The organism is Ramlibacter sp., from assembly GCF_035554825.1.
Classification (GTDB): Bacteria; Pseudomonadota; Gammaproteobacteria; order Burkholderiales; family Burkholderiaceae_C; genus Ramlibacter.
This window is the reverse complement of sequence record NZ_DATMHS010000044.1, coordinates 1-18,866: the sequence shown is the minus strand read 5'-3', so window position 1 is coordinate 18,866 and position 18,866 is coordinate 1. Positions and strand designations below refer to the sequence as shown.

Here is an 18,866-nt window from a genome sequence, read left to right as displayed (position 1 = left end):
GGAGGTGGAGCGCCCGCGCTGGTGGGTCGCGCGGCGGGCCCGGAAGCTGTCGAAAACGCGGCAGTGTAGCGACAAATTTGCGCATCCGCAAATTCGATTGACGCGGCGCCCGGGCAGGCGGTAGGCTTGCGCGGCGCACATTTGCGTTTGAGCGAATCGGCGAATGTGCAATCCCGGTCCGGCGCCGCGCCGGGCCATCGACCCACGAGCGCCCAAAGGAACGGCCTTGGCAGCACAGAAGAACAGTCCGGCGGCGGCCGGCGTGCCCAACACGCTGGACCGCGGCACGTTCGGCAAGCGCCTGCGCGCGGCGCGCAAGCACTACGGCTGGACCCTGGCGCACCTGGCCGAACTGTCCGGCGTTTCGATCACCACGATCTCGCGCGCCGAGCGCGGCCAGCTGGCCCTCAGCTACGAAAAGTTCTCCGCCCTCGGGCGCGCGCTGCGCATGGACATGGGCTCGATGTTCGCCGAAGCCGGCGTGCCGGCGACGCCGTTCGCCGGTCCCGTGCTCACGCGCGCCGGCAAGGGCGTCGTCTACCGCGGCGTCGCCTTCTCCTACGAATTCCTCGGCACCGCCGCGGCGGGCAAGCAGATGAGTCCGATCCTGGGCACCGTGCACGCGCGCCGCGTCGAGGGGCCGGAGGACTTCGCGCGGCACCCGGGCGAGGAATTCGTCTACGTGCTGTCCGGCAGCATCGACGTGCACTTCGAGAGCGGGCAGGTGATGCAGCTGCGGCGCGGCGACTCGCTGTACTTCGACAGCCGCGTGGGCCACGCCTACGTCAGCGTCGGCCGGCGACTGGCCAAGGTGGTCGGCGTGATCACGAGCGAGAGCAACATGATGCGGCAGGCGCGCGAGGGCGAGCCGGCGCCCCCGGCGCCGCGCCGGCGAGCGCGTGCCGGCACGCCGGCGGTCGCCCGCGCAGCGTGACCTGCGCCAGGTGCGCGCGCCGCCCACGCCGCGCGCGGAACCGTTCCGGCCCGCGGCGCCGCCGTTGTCCTACGCAAGCGCGGCCGCGCCGGCGCGACCCTGGATTCCTGTCGGCCTTCGAACCGAAGGCTCAACGCATCCGGGAGATCAACATGTTCAAGAAGATTCTGGTCGCAGCGCTGGTCGCCTCGTCGTTCGGCGCCGCGCCCCTGATCGCTTCGGCGCAGCAGCGGGCCATCGTCATCACGCAGCCGCCACCGCCGCCGCGCGAGGAGCAGATGCCGCGGGCGCGGCACGGCAAGGAATGGGCGCCGGGCCACTGGGCCTACCGCCACGGCGAGTACGTCTGGGTGCGCGGCCACTGGGTCGGCGCGCGCCGCGGCATGCACTGGGTGCCGGATCGCTGGGTCGAGCGCGACGGCCGCTGGGAACTGGTGGCGGGCCACTGGGCGCGCGGGCGGGACCGCGACGGTGACGGCGTGCCGAACCGTTTCGACCGGCGCCCGAACAACCCGAACCGCAGCTGACGCGCGCGCCGGCGGCTGGCGTCAGCCGCCGGCGCCGAGGTTGGCCTCGAAGAACGCAATGGTGCGGTCCCAGGCCAGCTTCGCGGCGGCCGCGTCGTAGCGCGGGGTCGTGTCGTTGTTGAAGCCGTGCTGGGTCCCCGGGTACTGGTACGCCGTGTGCCTGACGCCGGCGGCCCGCAGCGCGGCTTCGTAGGCCGGCCAGGCCGCATTGATGCGCTCGTCGACGGCCGCCAGCTGCACCAGCAGCGGCGCCTTGACGCGTGCCGCCTGTTCCGGCGCCGGGGTGTTGCCGTAGAACGGAACGGCGGCGTTCAATTCCGGCAGGTCGGTGGCCAGCCGGTGCACGATGCCGCCGCCGTAGCAAAAGCCCACCGCCCCCAGCCGGCCGGTGCTGTCGGGCCGCGCGTCCAGCCAGCGCGCGGCGGCCAGGAAGTCGGCGTAGGCCTTGCCCTGGTCCAGCGTCGCGAACGCGGCGCGCGCCTTGTCCTCGTCGCCCGGATAGCCGCCCAGCGGCGCCAGCGCATCGGGCGCGAACGCCATGAAGCCATGCAGCGCCAGCCGGCGGGCGATGTCCTCGATGTGCGGATTCAGGCCCCGGTTCTCGTGGATCACCGGGATCGCCGGCAGCCGGCGGGCGCCGGCCCGGACCGGCCGCACGAGGTAACCCCTGGTCGTCGTGTTGCCCTGGGGTGAGGGGTAGCCGGCCCATTGGGTCTGCAGCCGCGCATCGGTCGGCGCCACCTGTTGGCCGGCCGCGAAGTCGGGGCTGAGCGCCGCCAGCAGGCCGGCCGCCGTGACACCGGCCTTGGCGAACCGCCGCGCCTTGGCGAGGAAGCCGCGGCGGTCCAGGTTGCCGTGGACGTAGGCGTCGAACAGGATCAGCAGTTCCTGGTCGAAGTCCTGGGCAGTCAGGCGTGGCGGCATGCGGCGCTCCTTCCGGAAGAAGGGCGCAGCATACGCCGGCGGCGGTCAAGCTGCCGGCCGGGCGCCGGTGCCCGCATGCCGCGGTCGGGTGCCGGTGTCAGCGGCGCGTGGCGGGCGGCGCCGGCAGCGTGCGGAACGCCAGGGCGCCGAGCACCAGCAGCGCGGCGATCGCCAGCAGCACGGCCGTGTAGGGATCGGTCCGGGCGGCCTGGGCGGCGCTCGCCACCAGGCCGGTGATCCACTGCATCACGGCGACCCCGAGGAACATGGCCATGGTGAACACCGCCATCGCCCGTCCGGTCAGTGCTTCGGAATAGGCGGTGCGAACGTCCGCGTATTGCCAGACGATGAAGCCGGTGAGAAACCCGATCGCGATCGTCAGTGCGACCGCACTCGCGGCGTGCTGCAGCACAGCGAGCAGGGCGAACAGGGCCGCCAGCAGCAGGCTGAAGGCGACGATGCGGCGGCGCCTGGAGGCCGGCGCCGTGTCCCGGTGGCCGAACACCGGTGGTCCCAGCAGCGAAGTGACGGACACCGCCAGCGCCACGTTGCCGGTCTGCAGCAGCGAAAACCCGAAACGCTCGATCAGCATCGGCCCGAGCCACAGGCCGCGCAGCGCGATGAACGAGGCGTAGGTGACGGCCGCCAGCGCCACGATGCCCAGCGTGTGCGGGATCGCCATGAGCGCCGCCGCCTCGCGCAGGGCGGCCCCGATCGGCGCCGACGGCGCGGTGCGAACCGGCGCTGGCTCGCGCACCAGCGCGAAGATCACCAGCCAGGCAGCGGCCGAGCCGCCGGCCAGCACCAGGAAGCCGGTGCGCCACGACCCGGCCTGCACCACCCAGGCCAGCGGGGTGCCGGTGACCAGCAGGCCGACGCCGCCCATTCCGAGCACCAGGCCGGACACCGAAGCGAACCGGGCGGGGGGAAAGCGGCGCGCGATGAACACGGTGCACACCAGAAAGGCCGGCGCGCAGCCGATGCCGGTCAGTGCCTGGCCGAGCACCGCCAGCGGGTAGTTCGGGGCGAAGGCGCTGAGCAGCGCGCCCGCGATCGTCAGCGGAAAGGCCGCCAGCACCGTGCGCCGCACCCCGTACAGGTCGATGCCGATGCCCATCAGCAACTGCGGGGCGCCGAAGGAAAAGTGGAACATCGCGGCGAACATGCCGAGCTGCTGCGCCGACAGCGCGAACTCCTGCTGCAGCTGGGTGGCCATCATGGCGGCGACGGTCCGATACGCCTGGCTCAGGGCGAAGCCGGTGGTCAGCGCCAGCAGCATCACCCACAGGCCGCGGCCGGCAGGCGCACCGGACGCGGCGCGGGGCTCGCGGGCGGCGTCCATGACTGGCCCGTCAGGCGGCCGGGGCCAGCCGCTCGCGCACCTGCGCCGCGATCTCGTAGGACCGCAGCCGCGCGCGGTGGTCGAACATCTGGCAGGCGATCATCAGTTCGTCGGCGCCGGTGCGCTCGAGGAACGCCCGCAGCGCGGCGAGCACGGTGTCGGGCGAGCCGATCGCGGCGCAGGCCTGCACGCTGTCGAGGATCGCGCGTTCGGCGGGCCCGGCCTGTTCGCGATAGCCGGGACGCGGCGGCGGCAGCCGGCCGGGGCGGCCGCTGCGCAGGTTCACGATCGCCTGCTGGGCGGACGTCGCCAGCACCCGCGCTTGCTCGTCGCTGTCGGCGGCAAAGACGTTGTACCCCAGCATCACGTACGGCCGGGCCAGATGCGGCGACGGCTTGAAGGTCTCGCGATAGACGGCGATCGCTTCCATCAGCTGCTGCGGCGCGAAGTGCGAGGCGAAGGCGTAGGGCAGTCCCAGCATCGCCGCGAGCTGGGCGCCGAACAGGCTGGAGCCGAGGATCCACACCGGGACCTTGCTGCCGGTGCCGGGCACCGCGCGCACCCGCTGCCGCGGCTGCTCCGACAGCAGGTCCATCAGCTCCACGACGTCGCGCGGAAACTCGTCGGGGTCGCTGGTGAGGTTGCGCCGCAAGGCGCGCGCGGTCATCTGGTCCGAGCCCGGCGCGCGGCCCACGCCCAGGTCGATCCGGCACGGGTATAGCGACTCGAGCGTGCCGAACTGCTCGGCGATCACCAGCGGCGAGTGGTTGGGCAGCATGATGCCGCCGGCGCCGACGCGGATCGTGCTGGTGCCGCCGGCGACATGCCCGATCAGCACGGCGGTGGCCGCGCTGGCGATGCCCGGCATGCCGTGGTGCTCGGCCAGCCAGAAGCGCCGGTAGCCCCAGCGTTCGGCGTGCTGCGCGAGCTCGAGCGACTGGCGGAACGACTGCGCCGCATCGCCGCCTTCGGTGATGGGCGAGAGATCGAGGACGGAGAAGGGGATCATCGTGGTGCAGGTGGGCCGGCGCCCCCGGCGGGCGGGACCGCGCTCCGGTATGCTGGGTCGATGAGCATAGCCGTTCCCCGCCGCGTCCTGCCGGTGATCGTGCTGTCCCAGTTCGCCGGCACCTCGCTCTGGTTCGCGGTGAATGCCGTCATGCCCGACCTCGAGCGTGCCTGGCGGCTGCCGGCCGGCGCCGTCGGCAGCCTGACGGCCGCCGTGCAGCTGGGGTTCGTCGCCGGAACGCTGGTGTTCGCGCTGCTGATGCTGGCGGACCGCTTCCGGCCGCAGCGGGTCTTCCTGGCCTGCGCGCTGGTGGGGGCCGTGCTCAACGCCTTGATGCTCGCGACCGGCGGCGCCTTCGAGCGGCTGGTGCTGCTGCGCTTCGCGGTCGGCTTCGCCCTGGCCGGGATCTACCCGGTGGGCATGAAGATCGCCGCCAGCTGGTACCGGCAGCGGCTGGGCGCGGTGATGGGGGTGCTGATCGGCGCGCTGGTGCTCGGAACGGCCCTGCCGCACGGGCTGCGCGCCCTGGCCGGACCCGAAACGCCGGCGACGCCGCTGCCGGCCGGGCTGGCGCCGTGGCAGCTGGTGGTCCTGGCGGTCTCCTGCCTGGCGGCGGCCGGCGGCCTCGCCACCGCGTGGCTGGTCCCGGCCAGCCCCCAGGCGCCGCCGGGTGTGCCCATCACGCCGCGCGCCCTGGCGACGATCTGGTCCGACCGCCGGCTGCGGGCCTCGGTGTTCGGCTATTTCGGCCACATGTGGGAGCTGTACGCCTTCTACGTGCTGGTGCCGCTGATCGTGGCCGGCCGGGTGGCCGGGACGGCCGCCAGCGCGGTGTCGTTCTGGACCATCGCCGCCGGCGCGGCCGGCTGTGTCGTGGGTGGGCTGCTGGTGCGCCGCTTCGGCAGCGCCGGCGTCGCGAACTTCCAGCTCGCCACCAGCGCCGCGTGCTGTTTGGCGGCGCCGCTGATGACGGCCGCGCCCTGGCCGCTGTTCCTGGGCTGGTTGCTGCTGTGGGGGACGACGGTGGTCGGCGACTCGCCGCAGTTTTCCACCCTGACGGCGCAGAACGCGCCGCCGGCGGTGGTCGGCAGCGTGCTGACCTTCGCCAACTGCATCGGCTTCGCGATCTCGGTGGTCAGCATCGAGGTGTTCGTCCGCGCCGCGCACTTCTGGCCCCTGGCCTGGATCCTGCCGGGACTGGCGGCCGGGCCGCTGCTGGGACTGTGGATGCTGCGCCCGCTGGTGCGGGGGACGGCCGGCCCGGTGGCTACGGCGCCGCCGCCGGCCAGTCGCTGAAGGGGAAGGGCAGCTGGTCGCTGCCGAAGCTGACGAAGCCGGCGATCTGCCCGAGGTAGCGGCCCAGGGCGGCGCCGAACGCGCGCAACCGCTCGTGCGGGCCGCCGGTCGCAGCCGCCACCACCAGCTGCACCAGGGCGGTGACGACGAGCACCCAGGCGGCGATCTGGAAGGCCACGCACATCAGCACCATCTGCAACGCCCGCAGCCACAGCTTGCGCGGCGGCGTGCCGGGCAGGCTGGTCGTGTCGTTCATCGCAGGCTCCGGGGCCGCGTCGGTCAGGGCGTGTCAGCGCACCACGAGCACCGGGACGGGCGAATGGGCGACCACCTGCGCCGCCACGCTGCCCAGCATCAAGCGGCTGATGCCGGTGCGGCCGTGCGAGCCGACCACCACCAGGTCGGCCTTTTCCTCCTGGGCCATGTCGACGATGCCGCGCATCGCGGTGACGTCCTCGACCAGCCGCACCTCGAGCGCGACCGGGGGGTCGGCTTGCCGGCAGAGCTGCGCGACCTTGGCGTGCGCCTCGGCGGCGTGCTGCTGGGCGGCCGCCATGTAGGCCTGGAAGCCCATGGGGTTGGTCTCGCCGACGCCCAGGTAGGGATAGGGGTCGACGACGTAGAGCGCCGTGAGCTTGGCGCCGTGGCTGCGCGCCAGGTCGACAGCCAGGCTGGCGGCGTGCTCGGAGGCGGCCGATCCGTCGGTACCGAGCAGGATGTGCTTGAACATGGTTGGCCTTGTCAATTGGGCAGGTGTGCCAACCTGATCGTGGTTCACGGGTGGCGGGTCGCGGTTGACATGCGTCAAGCGGGCGGCACATGCGGCCCCCTACAGTGGATTCGCCCCGCAGCGCCTGCTGCGCCAACCGCGGAGACCCACCATGCACGCTTCCACGCCGGGCCAGCAGCCGGTCGACCCGCAGGCGCCGCTCGCCAACTTCTCGCAGTGCCATGACGGCATCACCTCGCAGCTCGAGGCGCTCGCGGGCCTGCCCGAACTCGTCACGGCGGCGCAGCGCGCCCGTGCAGTGGCCAACGGCGCGCTGGCGCTGTTTCGCGACGCCGTGTTCGAGCACCATGCGCAGGAGGAGAAGGACCTCTTTCCGGCGGTGCTGCGCAGCGCCGCGGCCGGTGCCGAGCGCGACCGTGTCGACGCGCTGGTGCAGCGGCTCACTTCCGAGCACCGTGCCCTCGAAGGCTTGTGGAAGCGGCTCGAGCCGTCGGTTGCCGCGGTCGCGCATGGGCGCGGCACCGGGATCGACAGCGGCTTGCTGCACCACCTGGTGCGCGGCTACCTGCAGCACGCGAACTTCGAGGAGCAGCAGTTCCTGCCGCTGGCGCAGCAGGTCCTCGAGCGCGACGGCAACCACCTCGCGGCGCTAGGCCTGGCACTGCACCTGCGGCACCTGCCGCAACCGGTCGGCCACATCTGAGGCGCCGGCCCGGGCGCCCGATCGGAACGTGCCGACCGCGACCGTCGGCGCCAGCCGACAGGGTCGGCGGCGGCGCCACGCTACGGTGGAGCATGACTTGCTTTCCCCCCGTGCCATCCCAACCCGCCACCGGCCCGCGCACCTGCGCAGCCCGGGGCGCCGTCCTCGTGCTCGCGTTGGCGGCCGCGCCGCTGTGGGCCCAGCCCCCGGCGAGCGCGCCTGCGTCGTCCAGCCAAGCCGCCGCGCCTGCGTCGTCCAGCCAGGTCGCCGCGCCTGCGTCGCCGGAGGCGGCGGCGCAGCTGGAGCAACTCAACGGCGACCGGTCGACGCCTCTGCTGGCCGCCGGTGCCCGCGGCGCGGCCGTGGTGCGGGCCCAGGTGCTGCTCGATCGCAACTGGTTCTCGCCGGGCGAAATCGACGGCCACTTCGGCAGCAACATGGCCAAGGCGGCGGCGGGCTTCCAGCGCTCGCGCGGCCTGGCGGCCACCGGCCGCATCGATGCCGCCACCTGGGCCGCGCTGCAGCAGGGGCAGCGCCCGGTGTTTTCCAGCTATGCGCTCACGCCGCAGGACGTGGCCGGGCCATATGCCAGACTCCCTGCCGACCCGATGGAGCAGGGCAAGCTGCCGGCGCTGGGCTACCAGTCGCTCGAGGAAGCGCTCGGCGAGCGCTTCCACATGAGCCCGAAGCTGCTGGCCGAACTCAATCGCGGCCGGCCGCTGCAGGCCGGCGCCGCGGTCGTCGTCGCCGACACCCAGCCCGCCCCGCTCGCCACGCCGGTGACGCTGCTGCGCATCGACAAGAAGCGGCTCACGCTCTCGGCCATCGGTGAGGGCGACCGGCTGCTGGCGAGCTTCCCGGTGAGCATCGGCGGCGCGAGCGATCCGCTGCCGGTGGGGCGGCTGCAGATCACCAGCGAAGTGAAGAACCCGCAATTCACGTACGACCCGCAGTTGCTGCGCACCGCCAAGCCGACCGACGTGAAGACGCAGCTGCCGGCCGGCCCCAACAATCCCGTGGGCCTGGCCTGGCTGGGCCTGAGCAAGCCGCACTGGGGCATCCACGGCACCAGCGAGCCGGGCCAGATGTCGCGCGTGCAGACCAACGGCTGCGTGCGGCTCACCAACTGGGACGTCTTGCGCCTGGCCGACCTGATCAAGCCGGGCGTGCCAGTCGACGTGGAGGGCTGAGCATGGGCCGGCGCTCCGACGTCCTGCGGCGCGGCGCCCTGGCGGCAGCTTGCGGTTTGGCGCTGCTGGCTGCCGGCTGCTGGCGCGAGGAGAACACCGTGGTCATGAGCGGCCGGCAGGCCGCCGAGCGGCCGGCTGCGGCGACGCGGGTGCTGGGCGGACCGCCAGGCCCCGCAGCCGCGCCTGCTGCGCCGGCACCCGCTGCCGCGGCGCAAGCATCGGCGGCCGGTGCTCCCGCGGTGGCACCGGTGCCGACGCCGACGATGCCCGAGACCGTGGCGAAGGCGGAGCAGCGCAGCGGTCCCGCGCCGGCACCCGGCGCCGGCGGCGGCGACGGTGCAGCGCTGCTGGCGGCGCGGCCGCTGGTGCTGCCGGTCGAAGGCGTCCCGGCAAGCGCCCTCAACGACATGTTCGACGAAGGACGGCCCGGGCACCGGCACGAAGCGATCGACATCCTGGCGCCGCAGGGCACCCGGGTGTTCGCCGTCGACGACGGCCAGGTGGCCAAGCTGTTCACCAGCAAGCCGGGCGGTCTCACGGTCTACCAGTTCGATCCGGCCGGCCGGCTGGCGTACTACTACGCGCACCTGGACCGGTATGCCGAGGGCCTGAAGGAGGGCATGAGCGTGCGGCGCGGGGACCTGATCGGGTACGTCGGCACCAGCGGCAACGCGGGCCGGACGCCGCACCTGCACTTCGCCGTATTCCGGCTCGGACCCGAGCGGCGGTGGTGGGAAGGCGACGCCGTCAATCCCTACCCGGCCCTGCGGCAGGCGCGCCCCGCGGGCTGACCGCCATCGGCCAGCGGCGCGCGAGCACGACGTACAGCAGCGCGCCCGCGACCAGCACGGCGGCCGCGACTTCCAGGCTGGCGTCGAAGCCCTGCCGCGGGGTCGCGCTGCGTGCCAGGATCGCCGCGGCAACCAGCGGACCGGCGATCTGGCCGATGCCGTACAGCACGGTGAGCAGCCCCATGAAGCTGTGGCCCGCGGCCGGCCGCAGCCGACGCGCCTCCTGCATCGCGAAGAAGGTGATGGTGGTGAAGGGCAGCCCCAGCAGCGCGCTGCCGAGCGCGAAGCCGGCGACCGTCGGCCAGTGCAGGCCGACCACGATCCCGAGGGCCTGTACCGCGTAGCAGGCGGCGAGCAGCAGCCGCAGGTCGCCCTGCAGCGTGAGTCGGGTGGCCAGCAGCGCCCCCGCGACGACGCCGCCGCCGAAGATCGGCCAGAACAGGTCGAGCCACGGCGACCCAGGCATGGCCTGCCGCGCGATCACCGGCAGGAAGGTGGCGCTGATGATGTAGCCGAAACCGGCCAGGCCGTAGGCGAGGGTGAGCAGCGCCAGCTCGGGCCACCCCGCGCCGGGCTCGGGTGCGCGGGCCGGCCCAGCGGCCGGCGCGCTGCCGCGACCGGCGGGCTCGGCCGGCGCCTCCCCGAACACCGGCCAGACCAGCGCGCTCAGCACGGCCGCCAGCAGGCCGAAGCCGGTCCAGCCGGCCGCCGCCGACTGGCCCCACTGCACCATCGCGCCGGCGGCCAGCCCGCTCACCACGATGCCGCCGCCGGGGCCGGCGTACATCAGCCCGCCGAGGGCCGGCGCGTGGCGGTGCGCGAGCTGCATCAGGCACCAGCCGGAGGTGAACACGAAGACGAAGGCGCTGGCGACGCCGGCGGCGAACCGCAGCGCCGGCCACAGCGCGGGCAGCGGCCACGCCATGGCCGCCGTCAGCAGGCCGGTGGCGGCCAGGCCGGCGCGCAGCACCGCTGCGCTGCGCAGCGGCGGCAGCCACCGGACGCGCCGCCAGATCCACGGCTGGAAGGTGCACAGCAGGGCGCCGACCAGGTAGCCGAGGTAGTTGGCGCTGGCGAGCCAACTGGCCCCCGCCAGGTCGACCGCTCCCTCCGCCAGCATCAGCGGCAGCAGCGGCGTGAAGGCGAAGCGGCCGATGCCCATCGCCACCGCGAGCGACAACATGCCGGCGAAGGCGATCCGGAGGGCGCTGGCTGGGTGGTGCATGCGGAGGAAGGGCGGGCGCGGTCGGCGTCGATGGCATCGGTGCGCGGCCCTGCATCGTACTTGCCCACGGCCGAGCCGGCTCGGGGAGCGGCCTTCGTCGAGGCGATCCGGGTGGCCGCAACGAAGTGTCGGAACTCGGCGGCACGCCTGCGCCGTTCGGCCTGAGCCCATGGTCCTGCGCCCGGCCGCGGGCCTTGCATTCGGCCGCCGCAACCCCAGGTGCCAGGCATGAATACTTCTCCCGTCTCCGTCAACACGACCCTGGTCATGCTCGCCCGGGTGCTGGAGCGGCTGGAGCGCAGCACCCAGCCGGTCGACCCCGAGCAGTTCCGCTCCGTCGTGGCCCGCGTGTCGGCCGAGCTCGCCTCCACGCCGCACGACGCCGGACTCGACGCGGTGCTGGACACCTTTCCGTCGGTCGCCGAGCTGTACGAGAACCTGAACTACACCCACGCCGGCCTGTGCCGGTCGGCGCTCGACCCGGCCCTGGCTGCCGAGCTGGCCGCGCGCGCGGCGATCGAGGCTGCGCGCCGCGCGGCGTGAGGGGCCGGCGATGAGCGAGCCGCTGCACATCGTGTGTCCGCACTGTCACACCACCAACCGGGTGCGGCAGGACGACCTGGCCAAGGCCCCCGGCTGCGGGCAGTGCCACCGGGCCCTGTTCGGCGGACGCTCGGCGGCGCTCGACGAAGCCGCCTTCGACCGCCACATCCAGCGCAACCAGATCCCGGTGCTGGTCGACTTCTGGGCGCCGTGGTGCGGCCCGTGCCGGCAGATGGCGCCCGCGTTCGAGCAGGCGGCCGCCCAGCTCGAACCGCAGGCGCGGCTGGCCAAGGTGAACACCGAGGAAGCCCCGACGCTCGCGGCGCGCTTCCAGATCCGCAGCATCCCGACGCTGGCGCTGTTCGTCGGCGGCCGCGAAGTCGCGCGGCAGCCGGGTGCGATGGGGGCGGCCGACATCGTGCGCTGGGCCAAGTCGCACCTGGGTGCGACGGCGTTCAGCTGAAGCGTTCCAGCACCTCGTAGCCGGCGCCGTTGGGCAGCGAACGCACCAGCGCGTAGCCCTGGCTGGCGTGCCAGGTGTGCTCAGGCGCGGGCTGGGCCGGCGCCGCGCCGGCCGCCTTGCGCGCGAGCGTCACGTGCGCCCGGTAGGGGCGAGTGTCCACCTCCAGATCCAGAGCGCGCAGCGCGCCCGCCAGCCGCGCGTGCAGAGCCAGCAGTTCGTCCGGCGTGCTTTGCATGCGCACCACGGCCAGGCCGCCCGGCCAGAGCTGCACGCGCGCGAAGCGCAACTCGAACGGCACGAACGGCAGGCGAAGGGCAGCGACCAGCTGAGGCACGCGCGCCACCGGCACGTTGCCGAGGAAATGCAGCGTCAGGTGCAGCCGCTCGGACGGCACCAGCGCCGCGCCCGGCGGCCAGCGCCACGACCGCTGCCAGTCCGCCAGCGCGGCGCGGCTGGCCGGATCGGGCCAGACGGCCAGGAACAGGCGCACCGATGGCGACGGACTCGGGCTGGCTGGCATCGCACGATTGTGCCGTGGCTCAGCTGGACCGTTCGACTTCTCTAGAATGCGCCGCACCATGAACAAGAAGGACCTGCCGGACGATGTCAGGCGCTTCATCCTGACCAGCGTTCCGTCGGTGCCCTATCTGGAGGCGATCCTCCTGCTGCGGGCCGAGCCGGACACGGCCTGGCCCATCCCGGCCGTGGCCCGGCGGCTGTACCTGGCCGAGCCGGTGGCGGCGCAGCTGCTGCAGGCGCTTGCCGGCGCCGGCATCGCCCGGACCGAGCCGGGCGCGCCCGACGTGTTCCTCTACCGCCCGGCCTCGCCGGAGCTGGCGGCCATGCTCGACGCCGTCGCCGGCGCCTATTCGGCCAACCTCGTGCAGGTCACGGACCTCATCCATTCCCGCGTCGACCGGCGGGCTCAGCAGTTTGCGGACGCGTTCCGTTGGAGAAAGGACGCATGATGGCCGTGCTCATCTATTCCCTGTGCGCGATCACCTGTCTGGCTGCGTTCGCCCTGCTGCTGCGCGCCTGGAGCGCCACCCGCACCCGCCTGCTGCTGTGGAGCGCGTTGTGCTTCGCCGGGCTGACCATCAACAACATCCTGCTGGTGCTGGACAAGCTGGTGTTCCCGACCGAGGTGGACCTGTCGACCTGGCGGCTGGTCACCGCGCTGGTCGCCGTGCTGCTGCTGTTGTTCGGTCTGATCTGGGAAGAGGAGTGACGATGAACCAGATGCTGTCGGGCGCCATCGCCGTCTCCTCGCTGCTGGCCGGGCTGTTCTTTCTGCGCTTCTGGCGCAACACGGGCGACCGCTTCTTCCTGTACTTCGCCCTCTCGTTCGCGCTCGAGGGGCTCAACCGCGTCGCGCTGGGCCTGCTGGCCCACGTGAGCGAGGACAACCCGCTCTTCTACTCGGTGCGGGTGATGGCCTACGGCCTGATCGTGCTGGCCATCTGGCAGAAGAACCGGCGCCGGCCGTAGCCGCGCCTACAGCTTGGGAATGCGCACCGTGCTGCTGATCATCAGGCTGCCCGACAGCACGAACAGCAGCGCCAGCGGATGCAGCTGCCACGGGCCAAGGTCGAACGCGCCGCCGTAGAGGGCGTCGCCGATGCGGCCCTGCCAGGCTGCATAGGCCAGCACCCCCGTCAGCACCACGCTGGTCGGAATCGGGGTGCCTTCGAAGTACTTGACCTTGTCGCCGCCCCCGGACAGCTGCTCGGCCGTCACGTTGTAGCGCGCCAGCCGGCTGACGCCGCAGCAGACGAAGTAGATCAGCGCCGCGACGTCCCAGCCGCCCTGCAGCCCGGCGGCGAACGCCAGCGCCGCCGGCGCCACCCCGAACGAGATCACGTCCGAGAGCGAATCGAGCTCGCGCCCCAGCGGCGAATGCTGGTGGCGGGCGCGGGCGATGCGGCCGTCGAGGACGTCGAAGGCGAAGGCGGCCGGCGCCAGCGCGGCCGCGGCGAAGAAGTGGAACAGCGCTTCGCTGGCCATGAACGCCATCGCGAAGAACACGGCGCCCACGCCGCAGGCCGCGTTGCCGAGCGTGAAGAAGTCCGCGAGGTGGAAGCCTCGCAGCATGGAGAAGTGGCGGGGCGCGGCACGTTGCATGGCATTCATCCTTTGTCGAGCTGACATTAGATGCCGATGCGGCCGGCGGCCGTCGGACCCCGGCACCTCGGCCTGTCGGTGCCCGCCGACGATTCGGCGGAGGCGGCCGGATGCTCAGACCGCGCCCGGCAGCACGGCTTCGGCCGCGGGCGCGTCGCGCTCCTGCGCGACGCGCAGCACCTGGAAGATCATCAGTAGCACACCGGCGAGCGCCGACAGCGCGCCGACCGCCAGCACCGGCTCCAGCTGGGCCTCGGGCAGCACGCCGCCGAACATCAGCACCAGCCCCAGCGACAGCACCAGGGCGCCCAGCTGGTGGCAGATGGTCTGCACCATCGCCAGCCGGACGGGCGTTGCCTTGAGCCACACCTGATACACGATCGCATAGAGTGTCGATACCACGAAACCAAGCAGCATCACGTGCGCGTGCGCCGGCCGTTCGACGTGGTTGTGCGAGATCGCCATGTAGATGCCGAGCAACATGCCCAGCGCGGCGAACGTGAGGCCGAAGAGAAGGTGCCAGCGGGCGATGCCGCCGATCCTGGTGGGTTGCTGCATGTCTGTCTCCTGTTGGTTCGTTGCCCCGCGACCGCCTGCAAATGGGCCGCAAGGTTGCGGATGCTAGTGCGGCGGCGCCGGCTTGTGAATGGGGCCTTGGCGGCCGGGCGGGCCTGGAACGCGACTTGCCCGGCGGGCCGGTCAGGGGGTGCATGAACGCATGAGACGGTGGTGGCGATATGCGTGGCCCGCGGGCTATTCGATGCTCGGGCTGGTGCTGGCGTGGTGCGTCGTGGCCTGCGGCGGCTGGTGGCGCCTGCGCGGCGGGACGCTGGAATGCGGCGGCGGGCGCCTGGGCGCGCTGGCCGCGCGGCTGCCGCCACGGTTGCGTTTCGCGGCGATCACGCTCGGCCACGTCATCCTCGGGACCGACGCCGCCACCCTCGACGCGGCGCGGGTCCACGAACAGGTGCACGTGCGCCAGTACGAGCGCTGGGGGCTGCTCTTCGGGCCGGCCTACCTGGCCTCCAGCGGCGTGCAGCTGCTGCGCGGGCGCCGGCCCTATCTGGACAACCGGTTCGAGCGGGAGGCCTACGCGGTGGCGGCGCGAACCGGCGCGGCCGACGGGGACAAGGCCGCGCGGGGGGCGGCGCGACCGTAGGCTGGCCCACCATCGCCCGCGCGAGCGGGGGCCGCCGCCGGGTAGCATCGGCGCATGCCCCGAGGCCAGCGACAGCGCGAGCACTACCACGTGTACGTGGTGGAACTGGCCGACCAGGTGTGGAACTCGGCGCGCTTTCGCAGCGCCAACCCCGACTGGCGGCTGGGCAAGCCCTTCGTCTACGTGGGCATGACCGGGCTCGACCCCGACCTGCGCTTCGACCGCCACAAGGCCGGCATCAAGGCCAACGGCTTCGTGCGGGACCACGGGCTGCGGCTGCTGCCGCAGCTGTACGAACGGTACAACCCGATGCCGTACCAGACGGCTCGCGCGATGGAAGTGGAGCTGGCGATCGCGCTGCGGCGCGCCGGCTATGGCGTGTGGCAGGCCTAGGCCGCAGCCTTACTGGCGGATCTTGCCGGCGCCGCTGACGATCGACAGCTCGACGAAGTGCGAGCCGGTGTGCATGCCGGGCTTGAAGCCGACCACGTAACCGCCCAGGTTCAGGTTGTCCATGCCGTCGAGTGCGGCGACCATGCCCTCGCGGGTGGCCTTGCCCTTCTGGCGGCGCACCGCTTCGACGATCACCTTGCCGGCGATGAAGCCTTCCATCATCGCGTAGCTCACCGGCACTTCGAGCTTGTCGTGCTTGGCGACCAGGTCGAGGAATTCCTTGGTGAGGCGGCTGGAGATCTTGTACGGGCTGGGCGTCACCTGCGCGATCGCCACGCCCTGCATCTGTTCCTCGGCCAGCCGCTTGGACATCTGCTCGATGTCGGCGCCGGAGTGGGCGAAGAGCTGGGCCTTGCCGCCGTCGGCGCGATAGCCCTCGATGAAGGCGCCGGCGGCGGCGCCGGTGGACACCATCAGGATCGCCTGCGGCTTGCTGGCGATGAAGGCCCGTACCGCCGGATCCACCTTGGCCGTGCCGGTGGCGTAGCCGGCCTTGGTCAGAATCGTCGCGCTCGCCTTCTTGGCCGCCTCGTCGGCGGCGGCCAGCAGCGCGGCGGCGCCGGGGCCGTCTTCGTAGAACAGGCCCAACCGAGTGATCCCGATGGTGGCGAGATGCTCGGTCAGCTTGTTGATCTCGTCGCGCAGCGAGGCCCGCACGTTGAAGAGGTAGGGCGAATCGGGGCGGATTTCCGCCGTGCGGTAGCCGACCAGCGCGATCTTGTCCTTTTCCAGGATGCCGGAGCTCACCAGGTCGGCGATGTTGCGGCTGCCGAAGAAGCCGGCCAGCACCATCGGCTTTTCTTCCGCGAGCAGTTGCCGGGTGAGGGCGATGGTGTCGTCGGGCCGTCCGCCGTCGTCCTTGCGCACCAGAGTGAACGTGTTGCCGGCGACGCCGCCCGCCGCATTGGTGGCGCTGAATGCGAGCTGCATGCCGACGGCGTAGGCGCGGCCCTGCGAAGCTTCCATGCCGGACATGGGTCCGACCTGGCCCACGAGGATCTGGCCCGCGTGCGCCACGCCCAGCGCGGCTGCCGCGCCCGCCAGCGCCAGGCCGGCCATCCAGTTCACTGCTTTCATCCTGCTCTTCTCCAGTCGCGCAGTTATACCGCAAGCTGATCCGTGCGCCTGCGGCCGCGGGCCCGGGAATGTGGAAAAGCAACGGCCGGCGGCGGTCTTTCGCGCTTCTCGTGTCCAATAGGCCGATGCCCGCGCCGCCCGCCGCCGCCGCCGTCATCGAATCGCCCTACGCGTGGCTGCGGTTGGCGACCTCGCTGCTGCTGATGACGATCGGCGGGTCCGGCATGTATTCGGTGACCGTGGTGCTGCCGCGCATCCAGGCCGAATTCGGCGTCGCCCGAGCCGACGCCTCGCTGCCCTACACGCTGACGATGATCGGTTTCGGCGTCGGCGGCATCCTCATGGGGCGGCTGGCGGATCGGTTCGGCGTGCTGGTGCCGGTCGGCCTCGGCGCCGTCGGCCTCGGGGCCGGTTTCGCCGCCGCCGGACTGGCGCCGAACCTGTGGGTGTTCTGCGCGGCGCAAGGCCTGCTGATCGGGCTGCTCGGCACCTCCGCCACCTTCGCGCCGCTGGTCGCGGACACCTCGCAGTGGTTCGATCGGCGCCGCGGCATCGCCCTGGCCATCTGCATGAGCGGCAACTACGCCGCCGGCGCCGTCTGGCCGCCGGTGATGCAGCACTTCATCGACAGCGTGGGCTGGCGCCAGACCTACCTCGGCATGGGGTTGTTCTGCGTGGCCACCATCCTGCCGCTGACGCTGGTGCTGCGGCGGCGGCCGCCGCTGCATCCGATCGCGCCGGCGGGCGCGGCCGCCGTGCCGGGCGGGGAGCGGCCGATGGGGCTGGCGCCGGGCACCGCGCAGATCCTGCTGGCCGTGGCCGGGGTGGCCTGCTGCGTCGCCATGTCGATGCCGCAGGTGCACATCGTCGCCTACTGCGGCGACCTGGGAATCGGCGCGGCGCGCGGCGCCGAGATGCTTTCGCTGATGCTGGGCCTGGGCGTGGTCAGCCGGCTGGCCTCGGGTTGGATCTCGGACCGCATCGGCGGCTTGCGCACGCTGCTGCTCGGCTCGCTGCTGCAGGGAATCGCGCTGCTGCTGTTCCTGCCGTTCAACGGCCTGGTGTCGCTGTACGTCGTCTCCGGCCTGTTCGGCCTGTTCCAGGGCGGCATCGTGCCTTCGTACGCGCTCATCGTGCGCGAGCACTTCTCGCCGCGCGAAGCCGGCGCGCGCGTGGGCACCGTGCTGATGGCGACGCTGTTCGGCATGGCGCTGGGCGGCTGGCTGTCCGGGGCGGTCTTCGACTGGACCGGCTCCTATCGCGCGGCGTTCCTCAACGGCATCGGCTGGAACCTGCTCAACCTGGCGATCGCCGGGTTCCTGCTGTATCGCGTGACGCGGCTGGCGCGGCCGCGCCTGGCAGCCGCGGCCACGCAGGCGTGACCGGCGCCCGGGCTCGCACGCCAGACCTCAGCGCAGCACGTCCAGCAGCCGATCCAGGCCCCCCTGGTTGATGGCAACCATCGCCTGTTCGCGCACCTTCGGCTTGGCGTGGTAGGCGACCGAGAGGCCCGCCTCGCCCATCATCGGCAGGTCGTTGGCGCCGTCGCCGACGGCGATCGCCTGCCGTGGCGAGATCCCCAGCTGCTGGCACGTCTGGAGCAGCATGCGCCGCTTCTCCTGGCCGTCGCAGATGTCGCCCCAGGGCTGGTCGACCATGCGGCCGGTCAACGCGCCGTGCTCGATCTCGAGCACGTTCGAGCGGGTGAAGTCGATGCCGAGCCGGTCGCGCACCCGGTCGGTGAAGAAGGTGAAACCGCCGGAGACCAGCAGCACCTTCAGCCCCGCCGCCTTGCAGGCGGCCACCAGCCGCTGGGCGCCGGGATTGAGCTGCAGCCGCTGGTCGTAGACGTGCTGCAGGTGCTGCACCGAGACGCCTCGCAGCAGCGCGACGCGCTGGCGCAGGCTTTCCTTGTAGTCGGCGATCTCGCCGCGCATGGCCGCCTCGGTGATCGCCGCCACCTCGGCCTTCTTGCCGGCGGCCGATGCGATCTCGTCAACGCACTCGATGTTGATCAGCGTGGAGTCCATGTCGAACGCGATCAGGCCGAAGTCGGCGAGGGCGAGGGGCGGCGTGAAGCCCTGGACGACGAGGCCGGGCGCGAATTCGAGGGAGGACATGGGGAAGGGGCGCAGTGCGGAGATGTTAGCGATTGAGGGACAGGGCGTCCGACCAGGTGGCGAGCCAGCGGGGCCGGTAGGCGACGAAGATCGAGCACAGCATGCCGGTCACGAAACCGTCGCCCCAGGCGGTGAGCCAGTGCGCGACGGCGGACAGGTTCGTGCCGACCCCGGGCAGCGCGTGCCCGCTCCACTGCCGTAGCAGGCTCGCCGCGAACAGCGACAGCACCGAGCCGAGGAACGCGCGGCCCAGCAGGTA

At 72.5% G+C, this 18,866-nt stretch carries 25 protein-coding genes and 1 pseudogene; 14 read left to right on the top strand and 12 right to left on the bottom strand.

What is annotated here, in order from left to right:
* The first annotated feature begins 226 nt into the window (after positions 1–226).
* On the top strand, positions 227–934 hold the full coding sequence (locus VNT59_RS04680; protein ID WP_325497119.1) for an XRE family transcriptional regulator: 708 nt from the start codon (positions 227–229) through the stop codon (positions 932–934).
* A gap of 152 nt (positions 935–1,086) precedes the next feature.
* A complete protein-coding gene (locus VNT59_RS04675; RefSeq protein WP_325497117.1) occupies positions 1,087–1,461 on the top strand; it encodes a YXWGXW repeat-containing protein in 375 nt (124 codons plus the stop codon).
* A 21-nt stretch (positions 1,462–1,482) separates the two neighbouring features.
* Here VNT59_RS04675 and VNT59_RS04670 read toward each other — a convergent pair whose 3' ends face one another.
* The 3 genes from VNT59_RS04670 to VNT59_RS04660 form a co-directional block, all read right to left on the bottom strand.
* Positions 1,483–2,385 carry a dienelactone hydrolase family protein gene (locus tag VNT59_RS04670; protein ID WP_325497115.1) on the bottom strand — a complete coding sequence of 301 codons (903 nt, stop codon included), beginning with the start codon at positions 2,383–2,385 and terminating at the stop codon, positions 1,483–1,485.
* A gap of 97 nt (positions 2,386–2,482) precedes the next feature.
* A complete protein-coding gene (locus VNT59_RS04665) occupies positions 2,483–3,727 on the bottom strand; it encodes an MFS transporter (RefSeq protein WP_325497113.1) in 1,245 nt (414 codons plus the stop codon).
* Positions 3,728–3,737: 10 nt separating this feature from the next.
* Entirely contained in the window at positions 3,738–4,736 is a 999-nt protein-coding gene (locus VNT59_RS04660) for an LLM class flavin-dependent oxidoreductase (protein ID WP_325497111.1), read from the bottom strand.
* 60 nt (positions 4,737–4,796) lie between these two features.
* On the opposite strand from VNT59_RS04660, the gene VNT59_RS04655 reads away from it, so the two are divergent.
* Complete coding sequence (locus VNT59_RS04655; protein ID WP_325497109.1) at positions 4,797–6,032, top strand: MFS transporter; 1,236 nt, start codon at positions 4,797–4,799, stop codon at positions 6,030–6,032.
* Here the strand turns inward: VNT59_RS04655 and VNT59_RS04650 are convergent.
* On the bottom strand, positions 6,004–6,288 hold the full coding sequence (locus VNT59_RS04650) for a DUF4389 domain-containing protein (RefSeq protein ID WP_325497107.1): 285 nt from the start codon (positions 6,286–6,288) through the stop codon (positions 6,004–6,006). The two genes, VNT59_RS04655 and VNT59_RS04650, sit on opposite strands and share 29 nt — an antisense overlap.
* 33 nt (positions 6,289–6,321) lie before the next feature.
* Complete coding sequence (locus tag VNT59_RS04645; protein WP_325497105.1) at positions 6,322–6,762, bottom strand: universal stress protein; 441 nt, start codon at positions 6,760–6,762, stop codon at positions 6,322–6,324.
* Positions 6,763–6,913: 151 nt separating this feature from the next.
* Here VNT59_RS04645 and VNT59_RS04640 point away from each other — a divergent pair, with 151 nt between their 5' ends.
* The 3 genes from VNT59_RS04640 to VNT59_RS04630 all read left to right on the top strand — a co-directional run bounded on the left by VNT59_RS04640 (position 6,914) and on the right by VNT59_RS04630 (position 9,446).
* Positions 6,914–7,465, top strand: coding sequence for a hemerythrin domain-containing protein (locus VNT59_RS04640; protein WP_325497103.1), 552 nt, complete (start codon positions 6,914–6,916; stop codon positions 7,463–7,465).
* Between the two features lie 110 nt (positions 7,466–7,575).
* Positions 7,576–8,655: a L,D-transpeptidase gene (locus VNT59_RS04635; RefSeq protein WP_325497101.1), complete on the top strand. Its 1,080-nt coding sequence runs from the start codon at positions 7,576–7,578 to the stop codon at positions 8,653–8,655.
* A 2-nt stretch (positions 8,656–8,657) separates the two neighbouring features.
* Entirely contained in the window at positions 8,658–9,446 is a 789-nt protein-coding gene (locus tag VNT59_RS04630; protein WP_325497099.1) for a M23 family metallopeptidase, read from the top strand.
* Here VNT59_RS04630 and VNT59_RS04625 read toward each other — a convergent pair.
* Positions 9,403–10,671, bottom strand: a complete 1,269-nt coding sequence (locus VNT59_RS04625; RefSeq protein ID WP_325497097.1) for a YbfB/YjiJ family MFS transporter — start codon at positions 10,669–10,671, stop codon at positions 9,403–9,405. The two genes, VNT59_RS04630 and VNT59_RS04625, sit on opposite strands and share 44 nt — an antisense overlap.
* A 228-nt stretch (positions 10,672–10,899) precedes the next feature.
* On the opposite strand from VNT59_RS04625, the gene VNT59_RS04620 reads away from it, so the two are divergent.
* Together VNT59_RS04620 and trxC are read left to right on the top strand one after the other, a co-directional pair.
* Positions 10,900–11,214, top strand: coding sequence for a hypothetical protein (locus VNT59_RS04620; protein ID WP_325497095.1), 315 nt, complete (start codon positions 10,900–10,902; stop codon positions 11,212–11,214).
* A 10-nt stretch (positions 11,215–11,224) separates the two neighbouring features.
* The gene (gene trxC / locus VNT59_RS04615; RefSeq protein ID WP_325497093.1) at positions 11,225–11,677 is read left to right on the top strand and encodes a thioredoxin TrxC; all 453 of its coding nucleotides are present in this window, start codon (positions 11,225–11,227) and stop codon (positions 11,675–11,677) included.
* Here the strand turns inward: trxC and thpR are convergent.
* On the bottom strand, positions 11,670–12,197 hold the full coding sequence (gene thpR / locus VNT59_RS04610) for an RNA 2',3'-cyclic phosphodiesterase (RefSeq protein WP_325497091.1): 528 nt from the start codon (positions 12,195–12,197) through the stop codon (positions 11,670–11,672). The two genes, trxC and thpR, sit on opposite strands and share 8 nt — an antisense overlap.
* A gap of 58 nt (positions 12,198–12,255) precedes the next feature.
* Here thpR and VNT59_RS04605 point away from each other — a divergent pair, with 58 nt between their 5' ends.
* Genes VNT59_RS04605 through VNT59_RS04595 form a run of 3 tightly spaced genes read left to right on the top strand, consistent with a single transcriptional unit; the run spans position 12,256 to position 13,165 of the window.
* A complete protein-coding gene (locus VNT59_RS04605) occupies positions 12,256–12,645 on the top strand; it encodes a hypothetical protein (RefSeq protein WP_325497089.1) in 390 nt (129 codons plus the stop codon).
* Complete coding sequence (locus VNT59_RS04600; protein ID WP_325497087.1) at positions 12,642–12,905, top strand: DUF5985 family protein; 264 nt, start codon at positions 12,642–12,644, stop codon at positions 12,903–12,905. The genes VNT59_RS04605 and VNT59_RS04600 overlap by 4 nt, the downstream gene beginning before the upstream one ends.
* 2 nt (positions 12,906–12,907) lie before the next feature.
* Positions 12,908–13,165, top strand: a complete 258-nt coding sequence (locus tag VNT59_RS04595) for a DUF5985 family protein (protein WP_325497085.1) — start codon at positions 12,908–12,910, stop codon at positions 13,163–13,165.
* A gap of 6 nt (positions 13,166–13,171) precedes the next feature.
* Here the strand turns inward: VNT59_RS04595 and VNT59_RS04590 are convergent, their stop codons facing one another.
* A complete protein-coding gene (locus VNT59_RS04590) occupies positions 13,172–13,798 on the bottom strand; it encodes a CDP-alcohol phosphatidyltransferase family protein (RefSeq protein ID WP_325497083.1) in 627 nt (208 codons plus the stop codon).
* A 114-nt stretch (positions 13,799–13,912) separates the two neighbouring features.
* The gene (locus VNT59_RS04585) at positions 13,913–14,356 is read right to left on the bottom strand and encodes a hypothetical protein (RefSeq protein WP_325497081.1); all 444 of its coding nucleotides are present in this window, start codon (positions 14,354–14,356) and stop codon (positions 13,913–13,915) included.
* Positions 14,357–14,516: 160 nt separating this feature from the next.
* Between VNT59_RS04585 and VNT59_RS04580 the strand changes: the two genes are divergently transcribed.
* Together VNT59_RS04580 and VNT59_RS04575 are read left to right on the top strand one after the other, a co-directional pair.
* Positions 14,517–14,957 (top strand): signal peptide prediction, encoded by a 441-nt coding sequence (locus VNT59_RS04580; protein ID WP_325497079.1) that lies wholly within the window; start codon positions 14,517–14,519, stop codon positions 14,955–14,957.
* A 54-nt stretch (positions 14,958–15,011) separates the two neighbouring features.
* A complete protein-coding gene (locus VNT59_RS04575; protein WP_325497077.1) occupies positions 15,012–15,350 on the top strand; it encodes a hypothetical protein in 339 nt (112 codons plus the stop codon).
* Positions 15,351–15,359: 9 nt separating this feature from the next.
* Here VNT59_RS04575 and VNT59_RS04570 read toward each other — a convergent pair whose 3' ends face one another.
* Positions 15,360–16,487 (bottom strand): ABC transporter substrate-binding protein, encoded by a 1,128-nt coding sequence (locus VNT59_RS04570; protein WP_325497075.1) that lies wholly within the window; start codon positions 16,485–16,487, stop codon positions 15,360–15,362.
* 125 nt (positions 16,488–16,612) lie between these two features.
* Here VNT59_RS04570 and VNT59_RS04565 point away from each other — a divergent pair, with 125 nt between their 5' ends.
* Positions 16,613–17,869: an MFS transporter gene (locus VNT59_RS04565; protein ID WP_325497073.1), complete on the top strand. Its 1,257-nt coding sequence runs from the start codon at positions 16,613–16,615 to the stop codon at positions 17,867–17,869.
* Positions 17,870–17,896: 27 nt separating this feature from the next.
* On the opposite strand, the gene serB is transcribed toward VNT59_RS04565, so the two are convergent.
* Complete coding sequence (serB, locus tag VNT59_RS04560) at positions 17,897–18,607, bottom strand: phosphoserine phosphatase SerB (protein WP_325497071.1); 711 nt, start codon at positions 18,605–18,607, stop codon at positions 17,897–17,899.
* Between the two features lie 25 nt (positions 18,608–18,632).
* Positions 18,633–18,866, bottom strand: a pseudogene (locus VNT59_RS04555) (hypothetical protein); the annotation flags it as partial.

Bases quoted from the DNA above. Each gene is read 5' to 3' on its own strand.
- VNT59_RS04655 (WP_325497109.1), top strand. From the start codon at position 4,797: ATGAGCATAGCCGTTCCCCGCCGCGTCCTGCCGGTGATCGTGCTGTCC.
- VNT59_RS04620 (WP_325497095.1), top strand. From the start codon at position 10,900: ATGAATACTTCTCCCGTCTCCGTCAACACGACCCTGGTCATGCTCGCC.
- VNT59_RS04630 (WP_325497099.1), top strand. From the start codon at position 8,658: ATGGGCCGGCGCTCCGACGTCCTGCGGCGCGGCGCCCTGGCGGCAGCT.
- VNT59_RS04605 (WP_325497089.1), top strand. From the start codon at position 12,256: ATGAACAAGAAGGACCTGCCGGACGATGTCAGGCGCTTCATCCTGACC.
- VNT59_RS04575 (WP_325497077.1), top strand. From the start codon at position 15,012: ATGCCCCGAGGCCAGCGACAGCGCGAGCACTACCACGTGTACGTGGTG.
- VNT59_RS04660 (WP_325497111.1), bottom strand. From the start codon at position 4,736: ATGATCCCCTTCTCCGTCCTCGATCTCTCGCCCATCACCGAAGGCGGC.
- VNT59_RS04670 (WP_325497115.1), bottom strand. From the start codon at position 2,385: ATGCCGCCACGCCTGACTGCCCAGGACTTCGACCAGGAACTGCTGATC.
- VNT59_RS04565 (WP_325497073.1), top strand. From the start codon at position 16,613: ATGCCCGCGCCGCCCGCCGCCGCCGCCGTCATCGAATCGCCCTACGCG.
- VNT59_RS04625 (WP_325497097.1), bottom strand. From the start codon at position 10,671: ATGCACCACCCAGCCAGCGCCCTCCGGATCGCCTTCGCCGGCATGTTG.
- VNT59_RS04600 (WP_325497087.1), top strand. From the start codon at position 12,642: ATGATGGCCGTGCTCATCTATTCCCTGTGCGCGATCACCTGTCTGGCT.
- VNT59_RS04580 (WP_325497079.1), top strand. From the start codon at position 14,517: ATGAGACGGTGGTGGCGATATGCGTGGCCCGCGGGCTATTCGATGCTC.
- serB (WP_325497071.1), bottom strand. From the start codon at position 18,607: ATGTCCTCCCTCGAATTCGCGCCCGGCCTCGTCGTCCAGGGCTTCACG.
- VNT59_RS04650 (WP_325497107.1), bottom strand. From the start codon at position 6,288: ATGAACGACACGACCAGCCTGCCCGGCACGCCGCCGCGCAAGCTGTGG.
- VNT59_RS04675 (WP_325497117.1), top strand. From the start codon at position 1,087: ATGTTCAAGAAGATTCTGGTCGCAGCGCTGGTCGCCTCGTCGTTCGGC.
- VNT59_RS04585 (WP_325497081.1), bottom strand. From the start codon at position 14,356: ATGCAGCAACCCACCAGGATCGGCGGCATCGCCCGCTGGCACCTTCTC.
- trxC (WP_325497093.1), top strand. From the start codon at position 11,225: ATGAGCGAGCCGCTGCACATCGTGTGTCCGCACTGTCACACCACCAAC.
- VNT59_RS04665 (WP_325497113.1), bottom strand. From the start codon at position 3,727: ATGGACGCCGCCCGCGAGCCCCGCGCCGCGTCCGGTGCGCCTGCCGGC.
- VNT59_RS04595 (WP_325497085.1), top strand. From the start codon at position 12,908: ATGAACCAGATGCTGTCGGGCGCCATCGCCGTCTCCTCGCTGCTGGCC.
- VNT59_RS04590 (WP_325497083.1), bottom strand. From the start codon at position 13,798: ATGCAACGTGCCGCGCCCCGCCACTTCTCCATGCTGCGAGGCTTCCAC.
- VNT59_RS04640 (WP_325497103.1), top strand. From the start codon at position 6,914: ATGCACGCTTCCACGCCGGGCCAGCAGCCGGTCGACCCGCAGGCGCCG.
- VNT59_RS04570 (WP_325497075.1), bottom strand. From the start codon at position 16,487: ATGAAAGCAGTGAACTGGATGGCCGGCCTGGCGCTGGCGGGCGCGGCA.
- VNT59_RS04645 (WP_325497105.1), bottom strand. From the start codon at position 6,762: ATGTTCAAGCACATCCTGCTCGGTACCGACGGATCGGCCGCCTCCGAG.
- thpR (WP_325497091.1), bottom strand. From the start codon at position 12,197: ATGCCAGCCAGCCCGAGTCCGTCGCCATCGGTGCGCCTGTTCCTGGCC.